This is a genomic window from Lelliottia nimipressuralis, from assembly GCF_004115925.1.
GTDB classification, from domain to species: domain Bacteria; phylum Pseudomonadota; class Gammaproteobacteria; order Enterobacterales; family Enterobacteriaceae; genus Enterobacter; species Enterobacter nimipressuralis.
The window spans coordinates 189,414-209,846 of record NZ_SDDX01000019.1 but is presented as its reverse complement, the minus strand read 5'-3'; the positions used below and the strand labels follow the sequence as shown (position 1 = coordinate 209,846).

19 protein-coding genes and 2 pseudogenes are annotated in these 20,433 nt (G+C 57.6%); 10 read left to right on the top strand and 11 right to left on the bottom strand.

Annotated elements, in window-relative coordinates:
• Positions 1-7: 7 nt before the first annotated feature.
• Positions 8-1,417 carry an aldehyde dehydrogenase family protein gene (locus ETG88_RS15775; protein ID WP_129035754.1) on the bottom strand — a complete coding sequence of 470 codons (1,410 nt, stop codon included), beginning with the start codon at positions 1,415-1,417 and terminating at the stop codon, positions 8-10.
• Positions 1,418-1,516: 99 nt separating this feature from the next.
• Here ETG88_RS15775 and ETG88_RS15770 point away from each other — a divergent pair, with 99 nt between their 5' ends.
• Positions 1,517-2,419 (top strand): LysR family transcriptional regulator, encoded by a 903-nt coding sequence (locus ETG88_RS15770; RefSeq protein WP_129035753.1) that lies wholly within the window; start codon positions 1,517-1,519, stop codon positions 2,417-2,419.
• Here ETG88_RS15770 and ETG88_RS15765 read toward each other — a convergent pair.
• Positions 2,406-2,885: a carboxymuconolactone decarboxylase family protein gene (locus tag ETG88_RS15765; RefSeq protein ID WP_107702326.1), complete on the bottom strand. Its 480-nt coding sequence runs from the start codon at positions 2,883-2,885 to the stop codon at positions 2,406-2,408. The two genes, ETG88_RS15770 and ETG88_RS15765, sit on opposite strands and share 14 nt — an antisense overlap.
• 101 nt (positions 2,886-2,986) lie before the next feature.
• On the opposite strand from ETG88_RS15765, the gene pdxR reads away from it, so the two are divergent.
• Both pdxR and ETG88_RS15755 read left to right on the top strand, forming a co-directional pair.
• The gene (gene pdxR / locus ETG88_RS15760) at positions 2,987-4,378 is read left to right on the top strand and encodes a MocR-like pyridoxine biosynthesis transcription factor PdxR (protein ID WP_129035752.1); all 1,392 of its coding nucleotides are present in this window, start codon (positions 2,987-2,989) and stop codon (positions 4,376-4,378) included.
• A gap of 105 nt (positions 4,379-4,483) precedes the next feature.
• Entirely contained in the window at positions 4,484-4,738 is a 255-nt protein-coding gene (locus tag ETG88_RS15755) for a DUF4282 domain-containing protein (protein ID WP_102104517.1), read from the top strand.
• 45 nt (positions 4,739-4,783) lie between these two features.
• Here ETG88_RS15755 and ETG88_RS15750 read toward each other — a convergent pair whose 3' ends face one another.
• Complete coding sequence (locus ETG88_RS15750) at positions 4,784-4,954, bottom strand: DUF1127 domain-containing protein (protein ID WP_100777782.1); 171 nt, start codon at positions 4,952-4,954, stop codon at positions 4,784-4,786.
• Positions 4,955-5,130: 176 nt separating this feature from the next.
• Between ETG88_RS15750 and ETG88_RS15745 the strand changes: the two genes are divergently transcribed.
• Complete coding sequence (locus ETG88_RS15745; protein WP_100780770.1) at positions 5,131-6,546, top strand: aminotransferase-like domain-containing protein; 1,416 nt, start codon at positions 5,131-5,133, stop codon at positions 6,544-6,546.
• 39 nt (positions 6,547-6,585) lie between these two features.
• Here the strand turns inward: ETG88_RS15745 and foxA are convergent, their stop codons facing one another.
• The 3 genes from foxA to ETG88_RS15730 form a co-directional block, all read right to left on the bottom strand.
• Entirely contained in the window at positions 6,586-8,694 is a 2,109-nt protein-coding gene (foxA, locus tag ETG88_RS15740; protein ID WP_102104515.1) for a ferrioxamine B receptor FoxA, read from the bottom strand.
• A 121-nt stretch (positions 8,695-8,815) separates the two neighbouring features.
• On the bottom strand, positions 8,816-9,787 hold the full coding sequence (locus ETG88_RS15735) for a helix-turn-helix transcriptional regulator (protein ID WP_129035751.1): 972 nt from the start codon (positions 9,785-9,787) through the stop codon (positions 8,816-8,818).
• A gap of 85 nt (positions 9,788-9,872) precedes the next feature.
• Positions 9,873-10,994, bottom strand: coding sequence for a ribosomal protein uL16 3-hydroxylase (locus ETG88_RS15730; RefSeq protein ID WP_129035750.1), 1,122 nt, complete (start codon positions 10,992-10,994; stop codon positions 9,873-9,875).
• 118 nt (positions 10,995-11,112) lie between these two features.
• Here ETG88_RS15730 and ETG88_RS15725 point away from each other — a divergent pair, with 118 nt between their 5' ends.
• Positions 11,113-11,496 (top strand): SH3 domain-containing protein, encoded by a 384-nt coding sequence (locus tag ETG88_RS15725; protein ID WP_233446116.1) that lies wholly within the window; start codon positions 11,113-11,115, stop codon positions 11,494-11,496.
• A gap of 29 nt (positions 11,497-11,525) precedes the next feature.
• On the opposite strand, the gene ETG88_RS15720 is transcribed toward ETG88_RS15725, so the two are convergent.
• Entirely contained in the window at positions 11,526-12,131 is a 606-nt protein-coding gene (locus tag ETG88_RS15720) for an ATP-dependent Clp protease proteolytic subunit (protein ID WP_102104512.1), read from the bottom strand.
• Positions 12,132-12,195: 64 nt separating this feature from the next.
• A pseudogene (locus ETG88_RS15715) lies at positions 12,196-12,967 on the bottom strand (DeoR/GlpR family DNA-binding transcription regulator).
• A gap of 268 nt (positions 12,968-13,235) precedes the next feature.
• On the opposite strand from ETG88_RS15715, the gene ETG88_RS15710 reads away from it, so the two are divergent.
• Together ETG88_RS15710 and ETG88_RS15705 are read left to right on the top strand one after the other, a co-directional pair.
• Complete coding sequence (locus ETG88_RS15710; protein ID WP_129035749.1) at positions 13,236-13,622, top strand: VOC family protein; 387 nt, start codon at positions 13,236-13,238, stop codon at positions 13,620-13,622.
• Between the two features lie 102 nt (positions 13,623-13,724).
• Positions 13,725-14,543 (top strand): GNAT family N-acetyltransferase, encoded by an 819-nt coding sequence (locus ETG88_RS15705; protein ID WP_129035748.1) that lies wholly within the window; start codon positions 13,725-13,727, stop codon positions 14,541-14,543.
• Here the strand turns inward: ETG88_RS15705 and ETG88_RS15700 are convergent.
• Positions 14,528-14,950, bottom strand: a complete 423-nt coding sequence (locus tag ETG88_RS15700) for a FosA family fosfomycin resistance glutathione transferase (protein ID WP_102104508.1) — start codon at positions 14,948-14,950, stop codon at positions 14,528-14,530. The two genes, ETG88_RS15705 and ETG88_RS15700, sit on opposite strands and share 16 nt — an antisense overlap.
• A 204-nt stretch (positions 14,951-15,154) precedes the next feature.
• Here ETG88_RS15700 and trpS point away from each other — a divergent pair, with 204 nt between their 5' ends.
• Positions 15,155-16,159, top strand: a complete 1,005-nt coding sequence (trpS, locus tag ETG88_RS15695; protein ID WP_129035747.1) for a tryptophan--tRNA ligase — start codon at positions 15,155-15,157, stop codon at positions 16,157-16,159.
• A gap of 38 nt (positions 16,160-16,197) precedes the next feature.
• Here trpS and ETG88_RS15690 read toward each other — a convergent pair whose 3' ends face one another.
• A complete protein-coding gene (locus tag ETG88_RS15690; RefSeq protein ID WP_102104506.1) occupies positions 16,198-17,592 on the bottom strand; it encodes an MFS transporter in 1,395 nt (464 codons plus the stop codon).
• Positions 17,593-17,637: 45 nt separating this feature from the next.
• Positions 17,638-18,726, bottom strand: coding sequence for a cellulase family glycosylhydrolase (locus ETG88_RS15685; RefSeq protein WP_129035746.1), 1,089 nt, complete (start codon positions 18,724-18,726; stop codon positions 17,638-17,640).
• Between the two features lie 197 nt (positions 18,727-18,923).
• Here ETG88_RS15685 and ETG88_RS15680 point away from each other — a divergent pair, with 197 nt between their 5' ends.
• Both ETG88_RS15680 and ETG88_RS22475 read left to right on the top strand, forming a co-directional pair.
• Positions 18,924-19,934, top strand: a complete 1,011-nt coding sequence (locus tag ETG88_RS15680; RefSeq protein ID WP_129035745.1) for a LacI family DNA-binding transcriptional regulator — start codon at positions 18,924-18,926, stop codon at positions 19,932-19,934.
• A 212-nt stretch (positions 19,935-20,146) separates the two neighbouring features.
• Positions 20,147-20,257, top strand: a pseudogene (locus ETG88_RS22475) (phosphorothioated DNA-binding restriction endonuclease family protein); the annotation flags it as partial.
• Positions 20,258-20,433: the final 176 nt, after the last annotated feature.

The following is a 20,433-nucleotide window of genomic DNA, read 5'->3' as shown; positions in this document are numbered from 1 at the left end:
CGGGGTTTTATTCAATCATCGTTTTAGGCTCCATAAATGCGCTGATCCCCCACGCGCCCATCTCGCGGCCTACGCCCGAGTGTTTGAATCCGCCGAAAGGTGCTTTCGGTTCGTGGGCGAGCGTATTAACCAGTACCCGGCCAGACTCAATTTGTTGTGCAACGCCACGCGCACGCTCGCCGCCCAGCACCAGCGCGCTCAGGCCATAATCCGTATCGTTGGCAATGGCGATAGCTTCGGCCTCATCGCGATAGGCGATAATCGACAGCACCGGGCCAAAAATCTCCTCGCGGGCGATGGTCATCTGGTTATCGACATCCGTAAACAGCGTCGGACGGACAAACCAGCCGTTTTGTGTGCCCTCCGGACGCCCTTCACCCCCTGCCAGCAGACGCGCCCCCTCTTCTGTACCTTTGCGGATGTAACCCTGCACGCGCCGCCACTGTTTTTCGCTGACCATCGGCCCCACTTCCGTCGCCGGGTCACGCGGATCGCCCGATTTCACTGCCGCCATCGCCTGCGCCAGCGCCGCTTCGCATTCCGCTTTGCGTGAGCGTGGCACCAGAATGCGCGTCCCGGCCACGCACGCCTGGCCGCTGTTCATCAGGCCAGCCTGGATTGCCAGCGGAACCGCCTGGCTTAAATCGGCGTCTTCCAGCACAATCGTCGGCGATTTACCGCCTAACTCCAGCGTTACGCGCTTAAAGCTCTCAGCGGCGTTGCGCAGAATCGCTTTGCCGGTAGCGGTTGAACCGGTAAACGATATTTTTGCCACGTCCGGATGACGGCTGATAGTCTCCCCCACCGTCTCGCCGCGCCCGGTGACGATGTTAAACACCCCCGGCGGTAATCCGGCTTCGCTCAGGGCTTCGGTGATAATCTGCGTCTGCCATGCGCTCATTTCGCTCGGTTTAATCACTGCCGAACAGCCCGCCGCCAGCGATGCCGCCAGCTTGCCGCAGATAAACCCTGCATCGCTGTTCCACGGCGTGATAAGCCCCGCCACGCCAAGCGGCACCATCTGTACCGTGGCGGCGCCGACCTCGGTCGTGAATTCAAACGCCGTCAGCGCGTCGATGGCCTGGGCTATCACCTCTGCCGGATAACTCGCCATCCACGCCGATCGCGACGCAGGAGCACCGTACTCTTCGATAATCGCCTCCAGCAAATCGTCATGACGCGCCGCGACCGCCGCATGCATCCGTTTGAGGGCAGCAATGCGCGCCTCGCGTGTGGTCCTCGCCCACGCAGGAAACGCAGCCTTGGCCGCGCTGATGGCGCGTTCCGCGTCGAGTTCATCCGCAAGCCGAACCTGCCCGAACACCTGCGCGGTCGCCGGGTTGTAGAGATCAAAACGCTCTGTGCCGTGCGGTGTGACAAATTCACCGTTGATAAAAATCCGATCGATATGACGCATAACACCTCCTCAGGCTGGAAGAGCCCAGTCTGGCACGCCTTTTACGTTTCGATAATCCACGCTATCCTGCAAAGGTTATTGCGATTTTCAGGATAATCTATGCACCGTTCAGGACTGACAGAGCTGGAAGTGGTGATGGCCGTGGTGCGGCGCGGCAGTTTTCGCGGCGCAGCGCAGGAACTCAACATGTCGGCAACAGCAGTGAGCAATGCCATCGCCGGGCTGGAAAGCCGCCTGCAGACGCGGCTGTTTAACCGCACCACCCGCAGCGTTGCGCTGACGGACGCCGGGCAGCGCTATGTGGCGCGTATCGGCCCGGCATTGCAGGCGATCCGCCAGGCCAGCGAAGAGATCCACAGCGAGACGGACGAACCTGCCGGAACGCTGCGCCTGAATGTGCCGAACAATATCGGCCCCCTTTTTCTGGACGATCTGCTGATCGACTACATGATCCGCTACCCCAAAATGCGCGTGGAGACCGTCAGTGAAGCGCGCCTGATCGACATTGTCGCCGAGGGGTTTGACGCCGGGATCCGCCTGGAAGAGTCTGTCCCACAGGACATGATCGCCATCCCGCTCACCGCCGATATCCGCCAGCTTGTCACTGCCACACCGGACTATTTTGCCCGCCACGGTATTCCGCAAACGCCGGATGATTTGCGCAATCATCAGGGGATTGGAATGCGCATGTCGCACGGCGGGATTTATCGCTGGGAGCTGGAACGGCGCGGCGAGCGCTATGCCCTGGCCGTCCCGCCGCGTTTTGCGACGTCGGATCTGTTTGCCTCGATACGGGCGGTGAAAGCGGGGCTGGGAGTCGGTTTTTTACCGGAACTTTATATCCAGCAAGAGCTGGCATCGGGGGAACTGGTAAGCGTGTTAAATGACTGGACGCAGCCCTTTGCCGGACTGCGCCTCTACTATCCCGGCCACCGGCACGTCCCGCCGGGGTTGCGGGCGCTAGTGGCACTGGTTCGCGAACGCGGGATTATTCCAGGTTAGCTTTGTTCAGGCCGTAAGCCGCATCCATTGCACCCGGCTCCATGCGCGAGGTAATGCCCAGACGGTTCCAGGCGTTGATCGCCACGATGGCGAAGTTAAGCTCTGAAATCTCGGTGTCGGAGAAGTGCTCAGCCACGCTGCAGTACAGTTCGTCGCTGATGCCGTGGACGCTGATTTGGGTCAGCGCTTCGGCGAAGGCCAGCGCCGCTTTTTCGCGAGCGCTGAACAGCGGCGACTCGCGCCAGGCCGCCAGATGATACAGGCGCAGCTCGCGCTCACCGGCAATTTTCGCCTCTTTCGAGTGCATATCCAGACAGAACGTGCAGCCGTTCAGCTGAGAGACGCGGATATCGATCAAGTGCTTCAGGGCCGGGTCGATGGAGGTTTTGCCGATCGCCATGCTCAGGTCGGACAGGGCTTTGGCAAGTGCAGGTGTGGCTTTATGGTGGTTAACGCGAGTGCTCATTGTCTTTCCTCTTTTTGTGCGGCATATCAAATGCGATGGGGCAAATCTACGCCGATCATGACATAGTAAAAAGATACAAAATTCAGGAAACGAGGTAGGACATGAAATCGGGCTATCACGATATCTACACCCGCTATCGCGACAACATCACGCGCGGCGTGCTGAAGCCCGGCGACAAAGTGCCTGCCATCCGCGTGCTGGCCGAAGAGCTAAAAGTGGCGCGCAAAACCGTCGAAACGGCTTACGCTATCTTGATCGGAGAGGGCTATCTGGTGAGCGAGGGGGCGCGCGGGACGCGGGTGAATCCCGATTTAACCCTCCCGGCGAAACAACCGGCTCCCGCTGAGCAGGCCACCGGCACGCTGCCGGAATCGCTCATCAGCCAGCGCGAGCGCGCCGGTTTCCTGCGTCCGGGTATTCCGGCGCTGGACAGTTTTCCCTATAAAAAGTGGCTGCTGCTGGCAGGCCTGGCGACACGATCGATGCGCCAGGAAGAGATGCTGAACCCGCCGGTCATGGGCTGGTATCCCCTGCGCCAGGCGATTGCCAGTTACCTGAACATTTCGCGCGGATTGTCCTGCACGGCAGAACAGGTGCTGATCACCAGCGGGTACAGCGGCAGCCTGCGGCTGATCCTTGATACGCTGGCAAGCCGCAGCGATAAAGTGGTGTTCGAAGATCCGGGCTATTTTATGGGGCAGCAGCTGTTAAAGCGGATCGTCCCGCGCCTGCACACGGTGCCCGTGGATCGCGCCGGGATGGACACGGAGTATCTTCTGCGCCACCACCGCGACGCCCGTTTTGCCATCGTTACCCCTTCACATCAAAGCCCGCTGGCGGTAACGCTTTCCCTGCCGCGCAAACAGCAGTTGCTCGACTGGGCAACACATAACGAGGCGTGGATCATCGAGGACGACTACGACGGCGAGTTTCACTACACCCGCAAAGTGCTGCCGTCGTTGAAAAGCCTCGATCGTCACGACCGGGTGATCTTTATGGGCACATTCAGCAAAACCGTGATGCCCTCCCTGCGCATGGGCTATCTGGTGATGCCCGCCAGCACCGTGGAGGCCTTTACCGACTGCGCGGATATTGTTGCCAGCGGCCAGCCGGTACTGACGCAAAAAATTCTCACCACCTTTCTTAACGATGGCCACTTTTTCCGCCATCTGAAAAAGATGCGCACACTCTACCAGCAGCGTCGCGACTGGATGATCGCCGCACTACAGGAGGTGTATGGCGAGCGGTTTTTCACTGAGCAAAACGATGGCGGAATGCATATCGTGGCATTCCTGAGCGCAGGCAGTTGCGACCGCGAGATCGCCCGCTGCTGGCAGGCGCAGCAGCTGCAGGTCAATGCGCTTTCAGAGTGGTATCGCGGTTCCGGTAAACGCTACGGGCTGGTGATGGGCTATAACAACGTGCGCAGCTATGACGAGGCGCTGGAACTGCTGCGACGCCCGCAGGCCGAGACCCTGCGCCTGCTGGAGTAGCCAGTATCGGACCCGATAAATTTCGTAGGTGTGCGTGACAGAACATCTCTTTATACTCTGCGGGCTTATTTCGTCGGATTCCGACATTTTTCTAAGGACAAGAAAATGAAGTCAATTTTAGGATTTGATTATCTGTTAACGCCGCGCGTGCTGGTCTTTTTCTACTGGATCGCCATGGTGCTGATTCTGATCGGCGGTGTGTATTCCATGTTCACCGAGCATCTGTTCACCGGTTTTATCGGCATGATTTTCAGCCTGATCGGCTGTCGCGTGATGTTCGAGCTGATTATGGTGGCGTTTAAAAATAACGAATACCTGCGCCGCATCGCGGAAAACACCAGCAAAACCACCGCAGAGTAATCTTCAGGCATTTATCTGCTCCCCCGCAGATAAATGCCCTGCCATTCAGATATTGCATGCATCATTTCGCGTTAATCCAACATCCTTCAGCTGCTCGTCGCTCATGCCCTGCAACACACGTCGCGTCTGCTGACGGCGACGCCATTTAATAAACGCCTGCCAGATAAAAACGAAGCCGATAAAAGGTCTGTTTGGGCGGTTTTCGTTGAATTCCATGATGTTCTCCTCACGCTGTTTGAGGCTCTATCATCGTCGGAAACCGGCTTTACAATACAGATTCAAAAACAACTTTTCTTTAACATACAGATCCGCTAAAAATGAATCTGCATGGCGATTATCGCCCTAATCTGTACTGGTTTAACCATCTGTATGGTCACATTTGAGGATACAGCATGACGCGCTACCAACATCTGGCCAATCTCCTGGCGCAACGCATTGAACAGGGGCTGTATCGCAGCGGCGAGCGGTTGCCGTCGGTGCGTGCCCTTAGCCAGGAGCATGGCGTCAGCATCAGCACCATTCAGCAGGCCTATCAGATCCTCGAAAATCTTCAGCTGATTACCCCCCAGCCGCGCTCAGGCTATTTTGTCTCGCAGAAAAAAGCCCTGCCGCCCGTTCCGGCGATGACCCGCCCGGTGCAGCGCCCGGTGGACGTCACCCAGTGGGATGAAGTGATGATGCTGCTCGATGCGCGCGGCGATCGCGAGATGGTCTCCTTTGGCGGCGGCTCGCCGGATCTAACCCAGCCGAGCCTGAAACCCCTGTGGCGCGAGATGAGCCGCATCGCGCAGCACAATCCGGCGGAAATGCTGAGCTATGACGTGCTGGAGGGGCGTAAAGAGCTGCGTGAGCAGATCGCGCGCCTGATGCTCGATGGCGGATCGACCGTCGCGGCAGACGAGATTGTCATCACCAACGGCTGCCACGGCGCGCTCTCTCTGGCGCTGCTCTCCGTGTGTAAGCCGGGAGATATTGTGGCGGTAGAGTCGCCGTCGTTTCACGGCACCATGCAGATGCTGCGCGGGTTTGATATCAAAGCCATTGAGATCCCAACGGATCCTGAAACTGGGATCAGCATCGAAGCGCTGGAACTGGCGCTGGAGCAGTGGCCGATCAAAGCGGTGATCCTGGTGCCGAACTGTAATAACCCGCTCGGCTTTATCATGCCGGAAGCGCGCAAACGGCAGGTTCTGGCGCTGGCCCAGCGACACGATATTGTGATCGTCGAAGATGATATTTACGGCGAGCTGGCGGCGGAATACCCACGCCCGCGCACCATTCACTCTTTCGATATCGACGGGCGCGTGTTGCTGTGCAGTTCGTTTACCAAAACTGTCGCCCCTGGGCTGCGCGTCGGCTGGATTGTGCCAGGCCGTTATTACGATCGGGTGATGCACATGAAATACGCGGCGGGCGGGTTTAACGTTCCCGCTACGCAGATGGCGGTGGCGGCGTTTATCCGCGACGGGCATTACCACCGGCATGTGCGGCGTATGCGTCAGATTTATCAGCAAAATATGGAGCGTTACACCTGCTGGGTGCGGCAATACTTCCCGGCTGAGATTTGCGTGACGCGCCCGCAGGGGAGTTTTTTGCTGTGGGTGGAATTACCGGAGCAGGTGGATATGGTGTGCGTCAGTAAGCAGCTGTGTGCGCTGAAGATTCAGGCTGCGGCGGGATCGCTGTTTTCCGCATCCGGGAAATATCGCAACTGTCTGCGGATTAACGTCGCGTTGCCGCCCAACGAGAGAAATCGTGAGGCGCTGAAGAAAATGGGCGAGGCGACTTATATCGCCATGGAGGAGTAGTGTTGCCGCCGGGCGGCAACACTCTCCATGAGCCTCACATCAGAACTTCCAGGACACGCTGCCGACAATACTGCGCTCTGCGCCGAAGTAGCAGTAAGAGAGCGAGTTACAGGCCGCCACGTAGTTTTCGTCTGTCAGGTTGTTCACGTTAAGCTGCGCGCTCAACCCCTTCACACCCAGCTTCGACAGATCGTATCCCACCGCCACATCCACCAGCGTATAGGACGGCAGCGTGTGCGTGTTCTGGCGATCGCTCGTCACACCGTTCACGTAACGCACGCCGGAACCGAGCGTCAGGCCGTCAAACGGACCGGTTTTGACATCGTAGCTCAGCCAGGTGCTGGCCATATTGCGCGGGGCGTAGACGGCGCGTTTGCCCTCCTCTTCCGGGCTGCTCTTCTTATAGCGAATGTCCGTGTAGGTATAGGCCGCCTGCACGCGCAGGCTGTCGGTGAGCTGGCCGATAGCTTCCAGCTCCACGCCTTCCGATTCGATCTCCCCGATGGAGCGGTACGGATCTGTCGGCTCCTCTTTGGTGGCGATGTTTTTCTGGTTAATGCGGAACACCGACGCGCTGAACTGGCTGTTCATCCCCTCCGGCTCCACCTTCACGCCTGCTTCCCACTGCTTGCCTTTCATCGGGTCCAGGATCTGGCCGTTCTCATCGGCAAAGCTGGTCGGCGTGAAGGCCGTGGAGTAGCTGATGTACGGCGCAATGCCGTTATCGAACAGGTACAGCAGCGCCGCACGGCTGCTGAAGTTGTTCTTATCCAGATCGCTGCGGCTGCTGTTGAGCTTGTCGATATTGGAGACGCTCACCTGGTCGTAACGCCCGCCCAGCGTCAGACGCCAGCGGTCGATGGACATCTGATCCTGCAGGTAGTAGCCCGTCTGGCGCAGCTTGTGCTTCTCTTTGCTGTACATGGTGATGTAATCCGGCTTCGCGCCGTACACCGGATGGAAGGCGTTAATCGGCGGGAAACCGCCGTAGTAGCCGGTGGTGTTGTTGCTGCGATCCTGATAGTCCAGACCGATCAGCACACGGTGGTTCACCGCCCAGGTATCGAAGCTGCCGTCCACCTGGTTATCCAGCGTGATCGCGTTCATCTTCTCGTCGGAACCGGAGTAGCCGCGATTTAGATCCGTTTCGTTCAGCCATCCTGCGGCATAGACCTGATTCAGCTCGACTTTGGTATGCAGGTAGCGCAGCTTCTGGCGCACCGACCAGCCGCTATCAAACATATGTTCGATGTTGTAGCCGACCATGTTCTCGCGGCGGTCATATTTGTCGTAATCGTCTTCGCCTTCAAAGAAAGTATTGGAAATCTTCTTGCCGTCGTGGGGAACCACGGTGCCTTCGTACGGCAGGCCAGAGTGGCTCCCGCCTTCCGGATCGCGATGCAGATAGGCCATCAGATCGAGACGCGTATTGTCGGTGATACGCCAGGTGAGGCTCGGCATCAGCGCGTAGCGCTCTTCCTTCAGCGGGCCAAACTGCGAATCGGCGTAGCGGGTCATCCCGCTCAGACGTGCGGCCACGCGGTCGTTATCGTCCAGCGGCCCGGTGACGTCGAACATCGCCCCGCGCTGATCGTTATTCCCGGCGAAGAGTTTGATCTCACCGCCCGCATCAAATGAGGGTTTGCGCGAGGTCAGCGCCACAATACCGCCCGGCGAGGAGCGCCCGTACAGCACGGATGCCGGGCCACGCACCACTTCGATATTTTCCAGGAACCAGGGATCGACGACCAGCGAGCTGTGGGAGTTGGTGTCCCCCATCATTTTCAGGCCGTCGAGATAGACGTTATCCAGGCTGCCGTCGGAGAAGCCGCGCAGCACGATGTAATCAAAGCGGTTCGACGCACCAATCTGGTTGCTGTAGACGCCAGGCGTATAGCTCACCGCCTGGCGCACGCTGGTCGCGCCCTGCTCTTCGAACTGCTCGCGCGTCACGATCGACACCGACTGCGGGGTTTCGATATCCGGCGTCTCGAGTTTGGTGGCGCCACTCTGCATTTGCGAGGTGACAACGACGGTTTCGGTTTTCGGCGTATCCTGCGCCAGCAAAGGGAACGCAACGCTGCCGGTCACCCATCCCACCAGCAGTGCCAGCCGTGATTTAGCGAACATGAAAGTCTCCAAAGGTATTTCTAATTGTTAATAAGAATTATTACCTTTTTGAGATCGCAAACAGCTATGCGCGACGCCAGGTGACGTATGCGAAATGACAAATCGTATGCGGGAGATTCGCGCGATGGCGAAAAGTGAGTTAGCCGTGTCGGCGCAGATCGCCGGGGGAGATACCGTATCGACGGCGAAACGCAGTGGCGAAATTGGTCGCGTGCTGATATCCGGACATCCACGCAGCCTGCTGCACGCTGTGCCCTTCCAGCAGATAGCGGCGTGCCAGCTCCAGACGGCAGTCGCGCAGGTAATCAAACACCGTTTTGCCATAGGCGTGGCGGAACTTCGTCCGCAGGCTGCCAGAGCTCATCGCCGCCTGCGTCGCCAGCTGTGCGAGGGTGTACTCCTGTTCCGGCGACTGTTCCAGCATGCGCCGGATGCGTTCCAGGCGGGCATGTTCCCCGCTCGGCGGCAAAGCACTGCGTCCTGTTTGCGGCTGGCACTGGTTCAGACCGTGGCCGAGCAACTGGTACATCAGCCCTTCGAGCAACAGCGTGCGCGCCACGGCGCTCAGCCCCTTCTGCTGCGCATGCTGAATGCCGATCAATACAAATCCGGGCACCGGCCAGACGAACGTTGGCGCATTCAGACGCTGCCATTCCTGGAGCAGCGTTTCCAGTAAGCTCTGGCGATCGGCATTATTCGGATAGACGCCAAAGGAGAGGGTTTTCAGGGTGCAATCTGCGTCGTGACGGGCGCTCATCGCCTGCTGTTCGCTAAGCTGCGAGCTAAAGGCCATCCCCGGCAGCACCTGATATTCCTGGCCGTTCAGCGTTAGCGTGACGCAACCTTCCAGCACCACCAGCATATAAAGCGGGCTGCTGTGGCGGGAGGTAGTTTCGTAGGGCTGGAGCACGCGCACGTCAGAGTGCGTCAGGGAAATACCGGAGGAGAGAGTCATCTCTTCGACATCGCCGTGCAGAACGGGGCTGTCCCAGGCGTTATCTGCCAGATGCGGAAAGCGATAATCAATACCGTAGCGCTCGCCGAAGCCAATAAAATCCTCAACGCAGAACAGGCGTTTGGTTGAGCTATCAGGCTGTGCGGCAAGATTCATGATGGCGTATGCGTGGGCGGATGACACACGAACATTAACACTGCGGCGGCGCAAAGGCTACGTCGCCGCAGGTTCATCGTTCGGATTACTCTTCGAAGTACCAGTAACCCTGGTTAATCAGATCGGTCAGTTCCGCGATAAACGCCGGGTTTTGCAGCGCGTCGCCGAGTTCGTTTTGGCCAAACTCGGTGTAACGGCAAAGCACATCGGCCGCTTTCGCATCCACCGTTTCGAGCAGTTCGCTGTTGATAAAGAAACCGCCGCCCACGTTCAGCACGCGTAGACCGCTCAGGCGGGAGAGCGTTTCGCCGCCCTGCAGGGCATCCAGCACCTCCTCGGGTTCGTAAGCCGGTTCTGCCGCGGCGATATCCAGCTCGTGACGCGGAGTGCTGACAAAGCTGCCGAACCATTTTTTGAAATCTTCCGGCTGGCTGATCATCTCGATCATCATGTTGCGCAGACGATCAAGTTCGTACTGCTCTACGCGGCCAGGGTGTTCGCGACAGGTCAGATCCGGATCGCTGTAGTGCTCGCCGCCCAGATCGTTTTCCAGCGCGTAGTCGGCAAAGCTGCTGATCAGATCACGACCGTTAGGCCCACGGAAGCCCACGGAATAATTCAGCGCCGTTTCGTGGGTAAAACCGTCGTGCGGGAATCCAGGCGGAATGTAGAGGATATCGCCCGGCTCCAGATCTTCGTCGATAATCGGCGTAAAGGGATCGACGTGCAGCAGCGCCGGATGCGGGCAGAACTGACGCATCGGCAGCTTGTCACCCACGCGCCAGCGGCGGCTGCCCATCCCCTGAATGATAAACACATCGTACTGATCGATATGCGGGCCAACGCCACCGCCAGGCACGGAGTAGGAGATCATCAGATCGTCCAGACGCCAGTCTGGCAGCACGCGGAACGGGCGTACCAGCTCTGCGGACGGCATGTGCCAGTGGTTCACCGCCTGCGCCAGCAGCGACCAGCCGTTTTCACCCAGTCCGTCAAAATGCTCGAAAGGACCGTTGCTCGCCTGCCACTCACCGTTGAAATGGCTGACCAGACGGCTGTCGACTTCTGGCTCCATTGCCAGGCCCGCGAGTTCATCAGGCGTGATCGGATCGACAAAATTCGGGAAGGCATTTTTCAGCACAACGGGTTGTTTTTGCCAGTATTTTTCAAGAAATTCCGGCCAGTTGAGATTCAGTTGATACGCCATGGAAAGCACCAGTGAGAAGGGAAACAGGTCCGATTATGAGAGACGAGCCGTGAGGCTGCTTTGTCGTGGGTCAATTGGCCGCCAAATCCCTCCCCTTCAGCCGTTCGCATGACACACCGTGACAGTTTCAGCCTTTAAGGTTATCGCCCGATCCCTGGCGACTTATATCGTTAATGACTATGAGCGCGCTGTTACGAGGCCTGATATGAGCCATTACACTGAACTTCCTGTTTCAGGAACGGTTAGCACCACGATGGGCGTTTTCACACGCAGGGAAAATCCGTCGGTTTTTTCGCCCGTTGCGAATGCGCTACCTGCCGGGAGTCGCGTGACGGTTCAGGGGGCGGTGGTGGGAGATGCGGTGGAAGGCAATGCGCACTGGTATCGGGTGGGCGAGGATACCTTTATCTGGGCCGGGGCTTGTACACGGCTGGAGCCGTATCCGGAATTTCCGGAGGTCATAAGACCCAACTGGACAGCGATTATTTTACATGAACGTTAGCGCCCGAAACCGGGCGCTAACAGGAACACTTAATCCAGTTTCAGTTCATCATACTGGGTGATGATTTTGCCCACGACGCCGTAATCCAGCGCCTCGGCAGGAGACATCCAGAAGTTACGGTCGGTGTCTTTTTTCACTTTTTCCAGCGGCTGGCCGGTCGCATCGGCGATCAGCTTGTTTACGCGGTCCAGCATGCGGATGATTTCACGCGCTTCGATTTCAATATCCGTTGCCTGACCACGCACGCCGCCCAGCGGCTGATGGATCATGAAACGGGTATTCGGCAGCGCATAACGGTGCTCTTTTTTCGCCGCCAGGAAGATGGTGATCCCGGCGCTCGCCACCCAGCCGGTCCCGATCACGTGCACATCCGGGCGGATAAACTTGATAAAGTCGTGAATGGTATCACCCGCTTCCACGTGGCCGCCCTGGCTGTTGATGTACAGCTTGATCGGATCGTTGCTCACGCTTTGCAGCAGGATCAGTTGGGTGATCACTTTCTCGGCCAGCGCCTGATCAATTTCACCGGAGATAATGATCGAGCGAGACTCGAGTAGTTTTTGCTGAAGCGCGCCCGCGCCGTTTTTCCCTTCTGATTTTTCTGTGTTGTCGCGATCTTTCTGTGTGAAGTGCATTGTTATTATCCTCGGCTTTTAGCGCTCAAAGTGAGAGTGTAGCCTGTTTTGCCTGGCAAAGTCGTCAGGCGCACACAATGCGAACATCCTGAGTCGCGAACGCGTTAAGAACGTCCTGGTTCATATTCGCTTCAACCACCAGCACATCGATATCACCGGTTTTGGCGACCACGAAGCGCGCGACGCCGGGGATCTTGTCGGTGGTCAGCGCCACGATGGTCTGATTGCTTTGGGCAATCACCGTTTTCTTGAACTCGCAGTCGGCAAAATCAAAGCCGGTCAGCCCCATTTCTGGGTCCATTGCGCAGCCGCCGATAAAAGCCTGATCGAAGATAATCCCCTGGATCTGGCTGGCCGCCGTCGCCCCAACCGCGCCGCCGGAGGCGCGCTGAATCTGCCCGCCGGTCATGATCACCTCACACAGCGGATGGCGCAGCAGCTCCGCCGCAATTGCCGGCGAATTGGTCACGATAGTCACCTTCAGATCGGCAGGCAACGCTTTCGCCAGGGCCAGATTGGTTGTGCCGGTATCCATAAAAATGCAGCTGCCGTGTTTGATAAAGGTTGCCGCTTTCTGCGCGATCATGTCTTTTTTTGCAGGATTTTTTTTGCTCGCGGCTAAGGAAGTTTCCCGCATCCGGCAGCTGAAGCACCGCGCCACCGTAGACCTTTTTGCATAAACCCTCTTTGCTAAGCTCATGTAAATCACGGCGAATCGTGTGCTCCGACACCTTCATTTGGGTGGCTAACTCCGTGCAGACCACCCGGCCCTTCTCCTGAAGGATCTTGCGGATCAGGTCTTGTCGTTGTTCCGGAAAAGCAGCATAATCGAGCATAAAGAGTCCTGTAATAATCCAAATCGAGCATCAATGCGCATAATGTTGCATGACGCTCACCCTGTCAACAATGCAGCCTGGAAGGGAGCGTGATGATAAAACGCAGCAAGCCATCTCACCCGCTTGTGGCTACTCAGCCTTACGACGGATTCTGGTTTCAGCCCGTCAGCCACACTGAGCGATCGCAGCAAAAAGTGCAGCGGGAAGAGTTGCCCGCCCGGTTCCAGGAATATCACCCAACAACGCGCAGCAAACAACGAGGCTTAATATGAAAATTGCACATGTCGCCCTCTGGACCCGCAACCTGTCCGCGCAGGTTCAGTTCTGGGAAACGGTTTTCGGGGGTCGCAGCAACGAGATTTACATCAGCAAAAACCGCCCCGGCTTTGCGTCGCACTTTATTACGCTCACCGACGGCCCGACGATTGAGCTGATGACGGTCCCGGAGCTGGCCGACGCGCCCGCTTACCCGGAATTTGTTGGCTGGGCGCATATCGCCCTCGATGTCGGCAGCAAAGCGAATGTGGATCGTATGGCGGAACAGGCGCGGCAGAACAGTACCCTGCTCAGCGCACCGCGCATGACAGGCGATGGATTTTACGAAGCGGTGATCGCCGATCCCGACGGGAACAGAATTGAACTGGTGGGGGAGTAATTTCTGCCGTTCCCAGTAAGCTGAAAACGCGTGGCATTCAGAAATACAGGAGAGGATTCATCCGCTACACTGATGTCCTCTCCCTTACTGAGGATGACCCTCATGGAACTGACCGCAGTCAGCGCCCTTCACTTCAGCGTGACGGAACTTACTCGCATTCTGGAGCGCTGTTTTCAGCACTATTTCGTCCCGTTTTCGCTCACGCCCGAGGCTTTTGCCCTGCGTTTTGCCGCAGAGGGGATGAGCATGGAAGACTCCTGCGTCTGGCTGCAGAATGGTGAGCCGGTGGCAATCGCCATTATCGCCCGACGTGACGCTCTCGCCCGTCTCGCGGCGTTTGCTATCGTTCCGCCACTTCGTGGGAAAGGGCTGGCCCGCACGATGCTCGCACCGCTGTTCGCCACGTTGAAAACCAAAGACGTAGCGCGTTTTTATCTGGAAGTGATCGCCGAGAATCACGCCGGGATTGCGCTGTACCGATCGCTGGGGTTTCGCGATTCACAGGCGCTGTACGGCTTTAAAGCCATCACGACGGAGAATCCGCCGGGCGCAGAACTGCACACTACCACGCTGGATGCACTTTACCGTGCGCTCTTTTCTGCGCCACGGGAGACCACGCCCTGGCAGCTCGATCCGCTGGCGCTGCGCTCGTTACCCTGCAAGGTGTTAACCACCGGAGGTGCATGGGCGGCCATCATGACTCACGGCCCGGCGCCGCAGCTGCGCTATCTGTTTGTGGAACCGGCATCGCGGCGTAAGGGAGAGGCGCTGCGCCTGTTGCAAACACTGAGCGAGCAGTATCCAGCAATCAGCACCCCGGTCGCGGTGCCGGAGCGTTTTGCGCGGCTGTTTTTGGCGGCAGGCTACGCGCAGATGGACATTTCGCAGCGTGAGATGGTTTGCGATCACGCCGGTGAATAAAACTGCATCCCGGCATAGGGCTTTTCCCGACACGCCGCCAGTCGCGCGGCGAGATCGCCCACATGCAGTTCCAGCTTATGCCCGTCTGGATCGAGAAAATAGAACGACGCCCCTTCGCTTTTATTGCTCTTCCAGACGGTGACGCCCGCCTGCTCAAGCCTGTGTGAAAACGAGTCAAAATCTGCCGGTGCGACGCTGAACGCATAGTGGGTATAGTCGCTTTCGTTGGGCGGAACATAGTCGCGAGTCTCGTCAAACGACAGGCACAGCCAGAGATCGCCGCAGGTAAGATACGCGCCGGTGTCCCACTGCGCATGCAGTGACAAACCCAGCAGATCGCGCCAGAACGCCACGCTGGTTTGCAGGTTGCTGACGGCCAGCGTGAGGTGGTTGAGTGATTGCAGCATACGATCCCCTGTTGTGTTTCGCTCAGAACATGATACGGTAATTCGATGAACAGAAAACACCTCCCCGCTTTACATCACACCCTGTGGTGGCTGCCTTCTTAAAGGCGGCCCGGAAGTGTTTTCCCTCTTTTCAGATAGCCGCCGAAAGGCGGCTATTGCATTTCAGAGACGTCTTTCGGCTTTTAAAACCTTAAGGAGTCTTTCATGAACCCTAAAACGACTATTCTCACCGGCGACCGTCCGACTGGCCCTCTGCATCTCGGCCACTATGTTGGATCGCTACGCCAGCGTGTTGCGTTGCAGCACGACTATCAACAGTTTGTGCTGGTCGCAGACCTACAGGGCCTGACGGATAACGGCAGTAACCCGCAAAAAATACGCGACAACATCCCCGAAGTACTGGCCGATTATCTGGCCGCAGGTATCGACCCCGACCTCACCACCCTCTGCCTGCAATCTGCTCTCCCGGCGCTTGCCGAGCTGACGATGCTGTATATGAACATCGTCACCGTGGCGCGCGTGGAGCGTAATCCGACGGTGAAAAATGAGATCGCGCAGAAAGGGTTTGCCCGCTCGCTGCCCGCCGGTTTCCTGGTGTATCCCATCAGCCAGGCGGCGGACATTACCGCGTTTAAAGCCGAAGTGGTGCCCGTCGGCGATGACCAGTTGCCGATGATCGAACAAACCAACGAAATCGTACACAAGATGAATAGCCTGCTGCCCGCCCCGGTGCTGCGCCACTGCAAAGCGATGCTGAGTGACACCAGCCGTCTGCCGGGCGTCGACGGTAACGCCAAAATGTCGAAATCCCTCGGCAACACGCTGCACCTTTCGGCCAGCGAAGAGACCATACACCGCGCCGTCAGCGCCATGTATACGGACCCTCACCATTTGAAAGTGAGCGATCCGGGCCAGATCGAGGGCAACGTGGTGTTCACCTGGCTGGATGCGTTTCACGCGGATAAAGCCAAAGTCGCGGCGATGAAAGACCACTATCAGCAAGGCGGGCTGGGCGATAGGATCTGTAAAAACGAGCTGGAAGCGTGCCTGCAGGAGCTGATCGCGCCAATGCGCGAGCGGCGGGCGACCTACATCCAGGACAAAAGCCAGCTGATGGAGATACTGAAAAAAGGCAGCGAACGCGCCCATGAAGTCACGCAGGCGACCTTAAAAGAGGTAAAACGGGGGCTGGGCGTACCGGTGTTCTGAAAGTGCATTGACGCCTGGCGAGCAGGCGTCAATATCGGTTAGTTGACTGATACCGGGCGATCCAGACGCTCGTCGCCTTGATTTTCCTGCGTCGTCGCATGACGCCGCTCCGCCAGCAGACGGCAAATCTCAGCGTGTTTCTCTTCGGTAAAGGTGAAGCGCGACATGCAGCCCAGGCGGATCAGCGAGCCAATGGCCGGAAGCAGGCAGATGCCGAAGAATAGCCCGGTGAGCACGCCGTCGCTCTGAGTTTGCGCCTGCGGCACGTAGCCGATCATCGTCAGGAACACGCCGATTAAGCCCCCCCCCACGGCCACCGACATCTTGCCGGTAAAGGTCTGCCCGGAGAAGGTGATCGCCGCACAGCGTTTATGGGTGTGGTACTCGGCGTATTCGATGGTGTCGGCGATCATCGACGAGGTGAGGATATTGCTCATCATCACGAACAACGTGCTCAGGCCGAGCAGCAAGAACAGCAGCGCCGTGTGCTGATAGCCCGCGAACCACATTACCGCGCGCACGGCGATATCCAGCCCGCAGAGGATCATAAACAGTTTTCGTTTCTGCATTTTGCGCGTCAGCATCGGCGCGATCAAACACACCACCGCCGCCACGATCCCCATCACGCCAATCGCCATCTGCAGGCTGCCGTCGCCCAGATTGTAGATAAAGAAGTAGATGTAAATCCCGTTGGCGACGTTGTGGAATACGCAGAAAAAGAACGACAGCAGGATGATAAACAGCGGCTTGTTCTGGCGCAGATTGTGGAAGGTGTCTCGCATCGTCACCTTCTCGGTGCTCGGCGGCACGCGCTCTTTAATCTGCATAAACCCGTTCAGCATCAGCGGCAGGCCGAACAGCATCATCACCAGCGCCGCCATAAAATAGCCTTTGTCGTTGCTGTACTGAGCGAAAAACGCCGCCAGTTTCGGGAAGAAGATATTCGCGCAGGCAATACCGGCGTTAACCCCGAGCATGGCCGCCGTCACCGCGCGGGTGCGCTGGCCGGAGTCATTAGTCATCACCGATGACATGGACCAGAACGGGATATCGGAGATGGCGTACAGCGTCCCCCACAGGATGTATGTCACCCCGGCGTAGAGGATTTTGGTGGTCATGTCCGCTTCGATTTTATAGAACGAGAGCAGCGTGACGCCGGTAATCAGCAGCGGAGCGATAAGTAAAAAATGCCTGAACTTACCGAAACGACTGTTAATGGTGTCCATAAAACTGGCGAACAGCGGATCGTGAACCGCATCCCAGACGCGGGCAATCAGAAAGATCGAGCTTGCCGCCAGGGCCGAGATCCCCAGCACGTCGGTGTAAAAATAGTTAATAAATGAACCCACTAAACCAAAACTAAAACACTGACCTAAACCATAGCCAAAATAGGACCACAACTCGCGAGACGGTATTTTCATTGTCGTTGCCATAGTGCGTACCTTGTTGTCCGGCGGCGTACCGCCGGATCGTTATTGTTATGCCTGCGGCTGCGGGGCGATTTGGCGGAGCTTGCGCATCAGGGCGATTTCACTGCGCAAGAAGGGGATGCCGTTCTCTTCAAAGACGTCGTGAAACCACAGGCGGCAGTAGTCGGTGGCGCCGGTCATGATCACCGGCCACGGCAGCCAGGTCTGGGTTTTGCCGCGAACCAGGCCCCACTGATAGGGCGCGACCTTCGCGGTGTACATCAGCGGAAGCTGCTCTTCGATGGTGCTGCCGACGTGACGCGCCAGCCATTCGGTGCAAAACAGGGGACGGCCAAGCTCCTGTAATTGCTGAATAATCGCCGTCATACGCCCGGTGTTGGTGTAAGCGTGGTAACTCACCACGTCCGACAGATCCAGCGCGGTTTGATCGAGCGGATGCTGGAAGAACGTCTCCCCTTCCTCTTCCGGCGGCACGCGCCATGCGCAGACCGTCAGGGGTTGCTCAGGATCTTCTTCCCGCGCCCACTGGAACGCCAGTTTCATTAATTCATGCGCATAGGTTTCCAGTTTTTCGTCATAGAGCACTTCCACGGTGCCCGTCGCAAAAATACCCCGGTTGCCCGGTTCGTTATAGAGATCCCAGAGCAGAACGCGCTTATCATCGCGGAACTGGCGGATAACGTCGCGGATATAGCGCTCTATTTGCGGCCAGCAGTCGCGATCGCATACTTTATCGCGCCCTGGGCTTGCCGCCGCCTGGCTGTTGTGTTTGCCCGGCACCGGTGGCTTTTGCGGGCCGAGATACGGCTCGTCACCCGAGAACCCGCAGTCGTCCATCAGCGTCAGCATGGTGCTGAACCCGTGGCGGTCAGCCAGCGCCAGAAAGTGCTCAATGCGCGCCAGTAGCCCGTCGCGATCGTGCTCCCAGACGATAAACGGCAGATTTATGCGCAGGGTGTTGTAGCCCGCCTCCGCCGCCCAGCCCAGCTCGCGGTCGATGGTTTGGGCATCGAACGTCTCCTGCTGCCAGATATCGGTCCAGTTCACCGCCGTCGACGGCAGATAGTTAAATCCGCACAGCCACCCTTTTTGCTGATACCACGCCTGCGCCTGTTCCTTGCTCCACTGCTGTTTCATCGTCGCCTCACTTGCTGATAATGTTTAGCTAATAAATATTAGCTGCGTTATAAATGAGCAAACAGGCGCATTCAGAAAAGCGACAGCAATCACAAAGTTCAGGCTTGAGCGCGTAAGAAACGTGATCGACCGCGCTTTCGCCTGACCGATATTAAAGCCGTGAGGTATGATGCTGTTTCTGAAGGGGGAGCGGACGGATGAAGCGGAAAAACAAAATCACGATGAACGATATTGCGCGGGCGGCGGGGGTGTCGCAGGCGACGGTATCGCTGGTGCTCAACCAGTCCCGCAACATCAAACTCAGCGACGAGACGCGCCAGCGGGTGATCGGCGTGGCCGCAGAGCTGGGCTACGATCGCCTGCCCGCCATTCACACGCCGCGCAACCAGGAAGAGGTGGCGCTGCTGGTCAGCTCCCTGCAAAGTTACGATCCCTTTATCGACGCCATCAGCCAGGCACGGGATGCGGCCTGGCGCAACGAGACGCTGCTGACCGTGTACGATTACGGCGACGACGTGGAGCTTGCCCTGAACATCATTCGCCAGCTGGAGAAGCGCAACTGCGTGGGGATTATCCTCGCCTCCCCCGTCACCACGCTGGTGGATATGACCGATTTCCAGGACTGCACCCAGCTCCCGCTGGTGCTGCTGAATCAGCGCGATCCCGGCTCACCGCTGCTGCCATCGTTCATTCCCGACGACTACGCCAACGCCTTCCAGGTGACGCGTCATCTGATTGCCCAGGGGGCAACACGCATAGCGCACATCACCGGCGAGAGCTGGATGGAAGCCACCCGCCAGCGTCAAGCGGGTTACCAGGCCGCCCTCGAACAGGCCGGGCTGTCGTACGACGAGAGCCTGGTTCGCCCGACCAACTGGCAGTTCAGTGAGTCTTACACGGCCACCGAGTCCCTGCTGCAACTCCCTACCCGCCCGGATGCGATCTTTTGCGCCAGCGACTGGCTGGCGATCGGCTGCTATCAGGCGCTGGCCGTGAACCACGTGAAGATCCCGCAGGATATGCTGCTGGCGGGCTACGACGATCAGAAGATTTCCGAGCAGCTCACCCCGGCGCTGACCAGTATTCAGCTCCCGTACAGCGAACTGGGACGACTGGCGGTGGAGTATTTGTGCAATCAGGAAGATGCGGCGACGCATGTGACGCTGGCGGGGAGACTGCGGGTGAGGAGATCGAGTGAGCGTAGTTGAATAAAAACTATATTCAAGACAGCTCTAATTGTGCTTATTGCGTTTTTATATTTCTCTGGGCTTTATCGACGGAAATTATAAAAGGCTGAAAAATCAGTTGAGTGGGAAAGGTGTCGGTGGCGCCTTTTTTTGTGGGTAGTGAAAAGCACGTGGGTTGATTGAAAAAGGTTTTGCGAGCATCATCGCAATTATTTTTCTTATTTCGTAACGCGATGACATCCAGTAAAACCCTCGAACAGGCAATTGCCAATATCATTATCTGGCGCAAAGGCGGTGAACGTGCGCCACATAAACCGTTATTGCTCTTGTATGTGTTGGCAAACTAACGTGGACTGCCCCTGTCTGGATCACACTTTTCAACTCAGGATATTCACTTACAAAAACCAGGTGTTATTATTCACCCCGTAAATACCTTTCAACTCTACCCGAGGCTTTGATGCTGGAGAATGTAATCATCCGATAATCAGCTTACCTACCTTTTTAGGCAGGACTGATTATC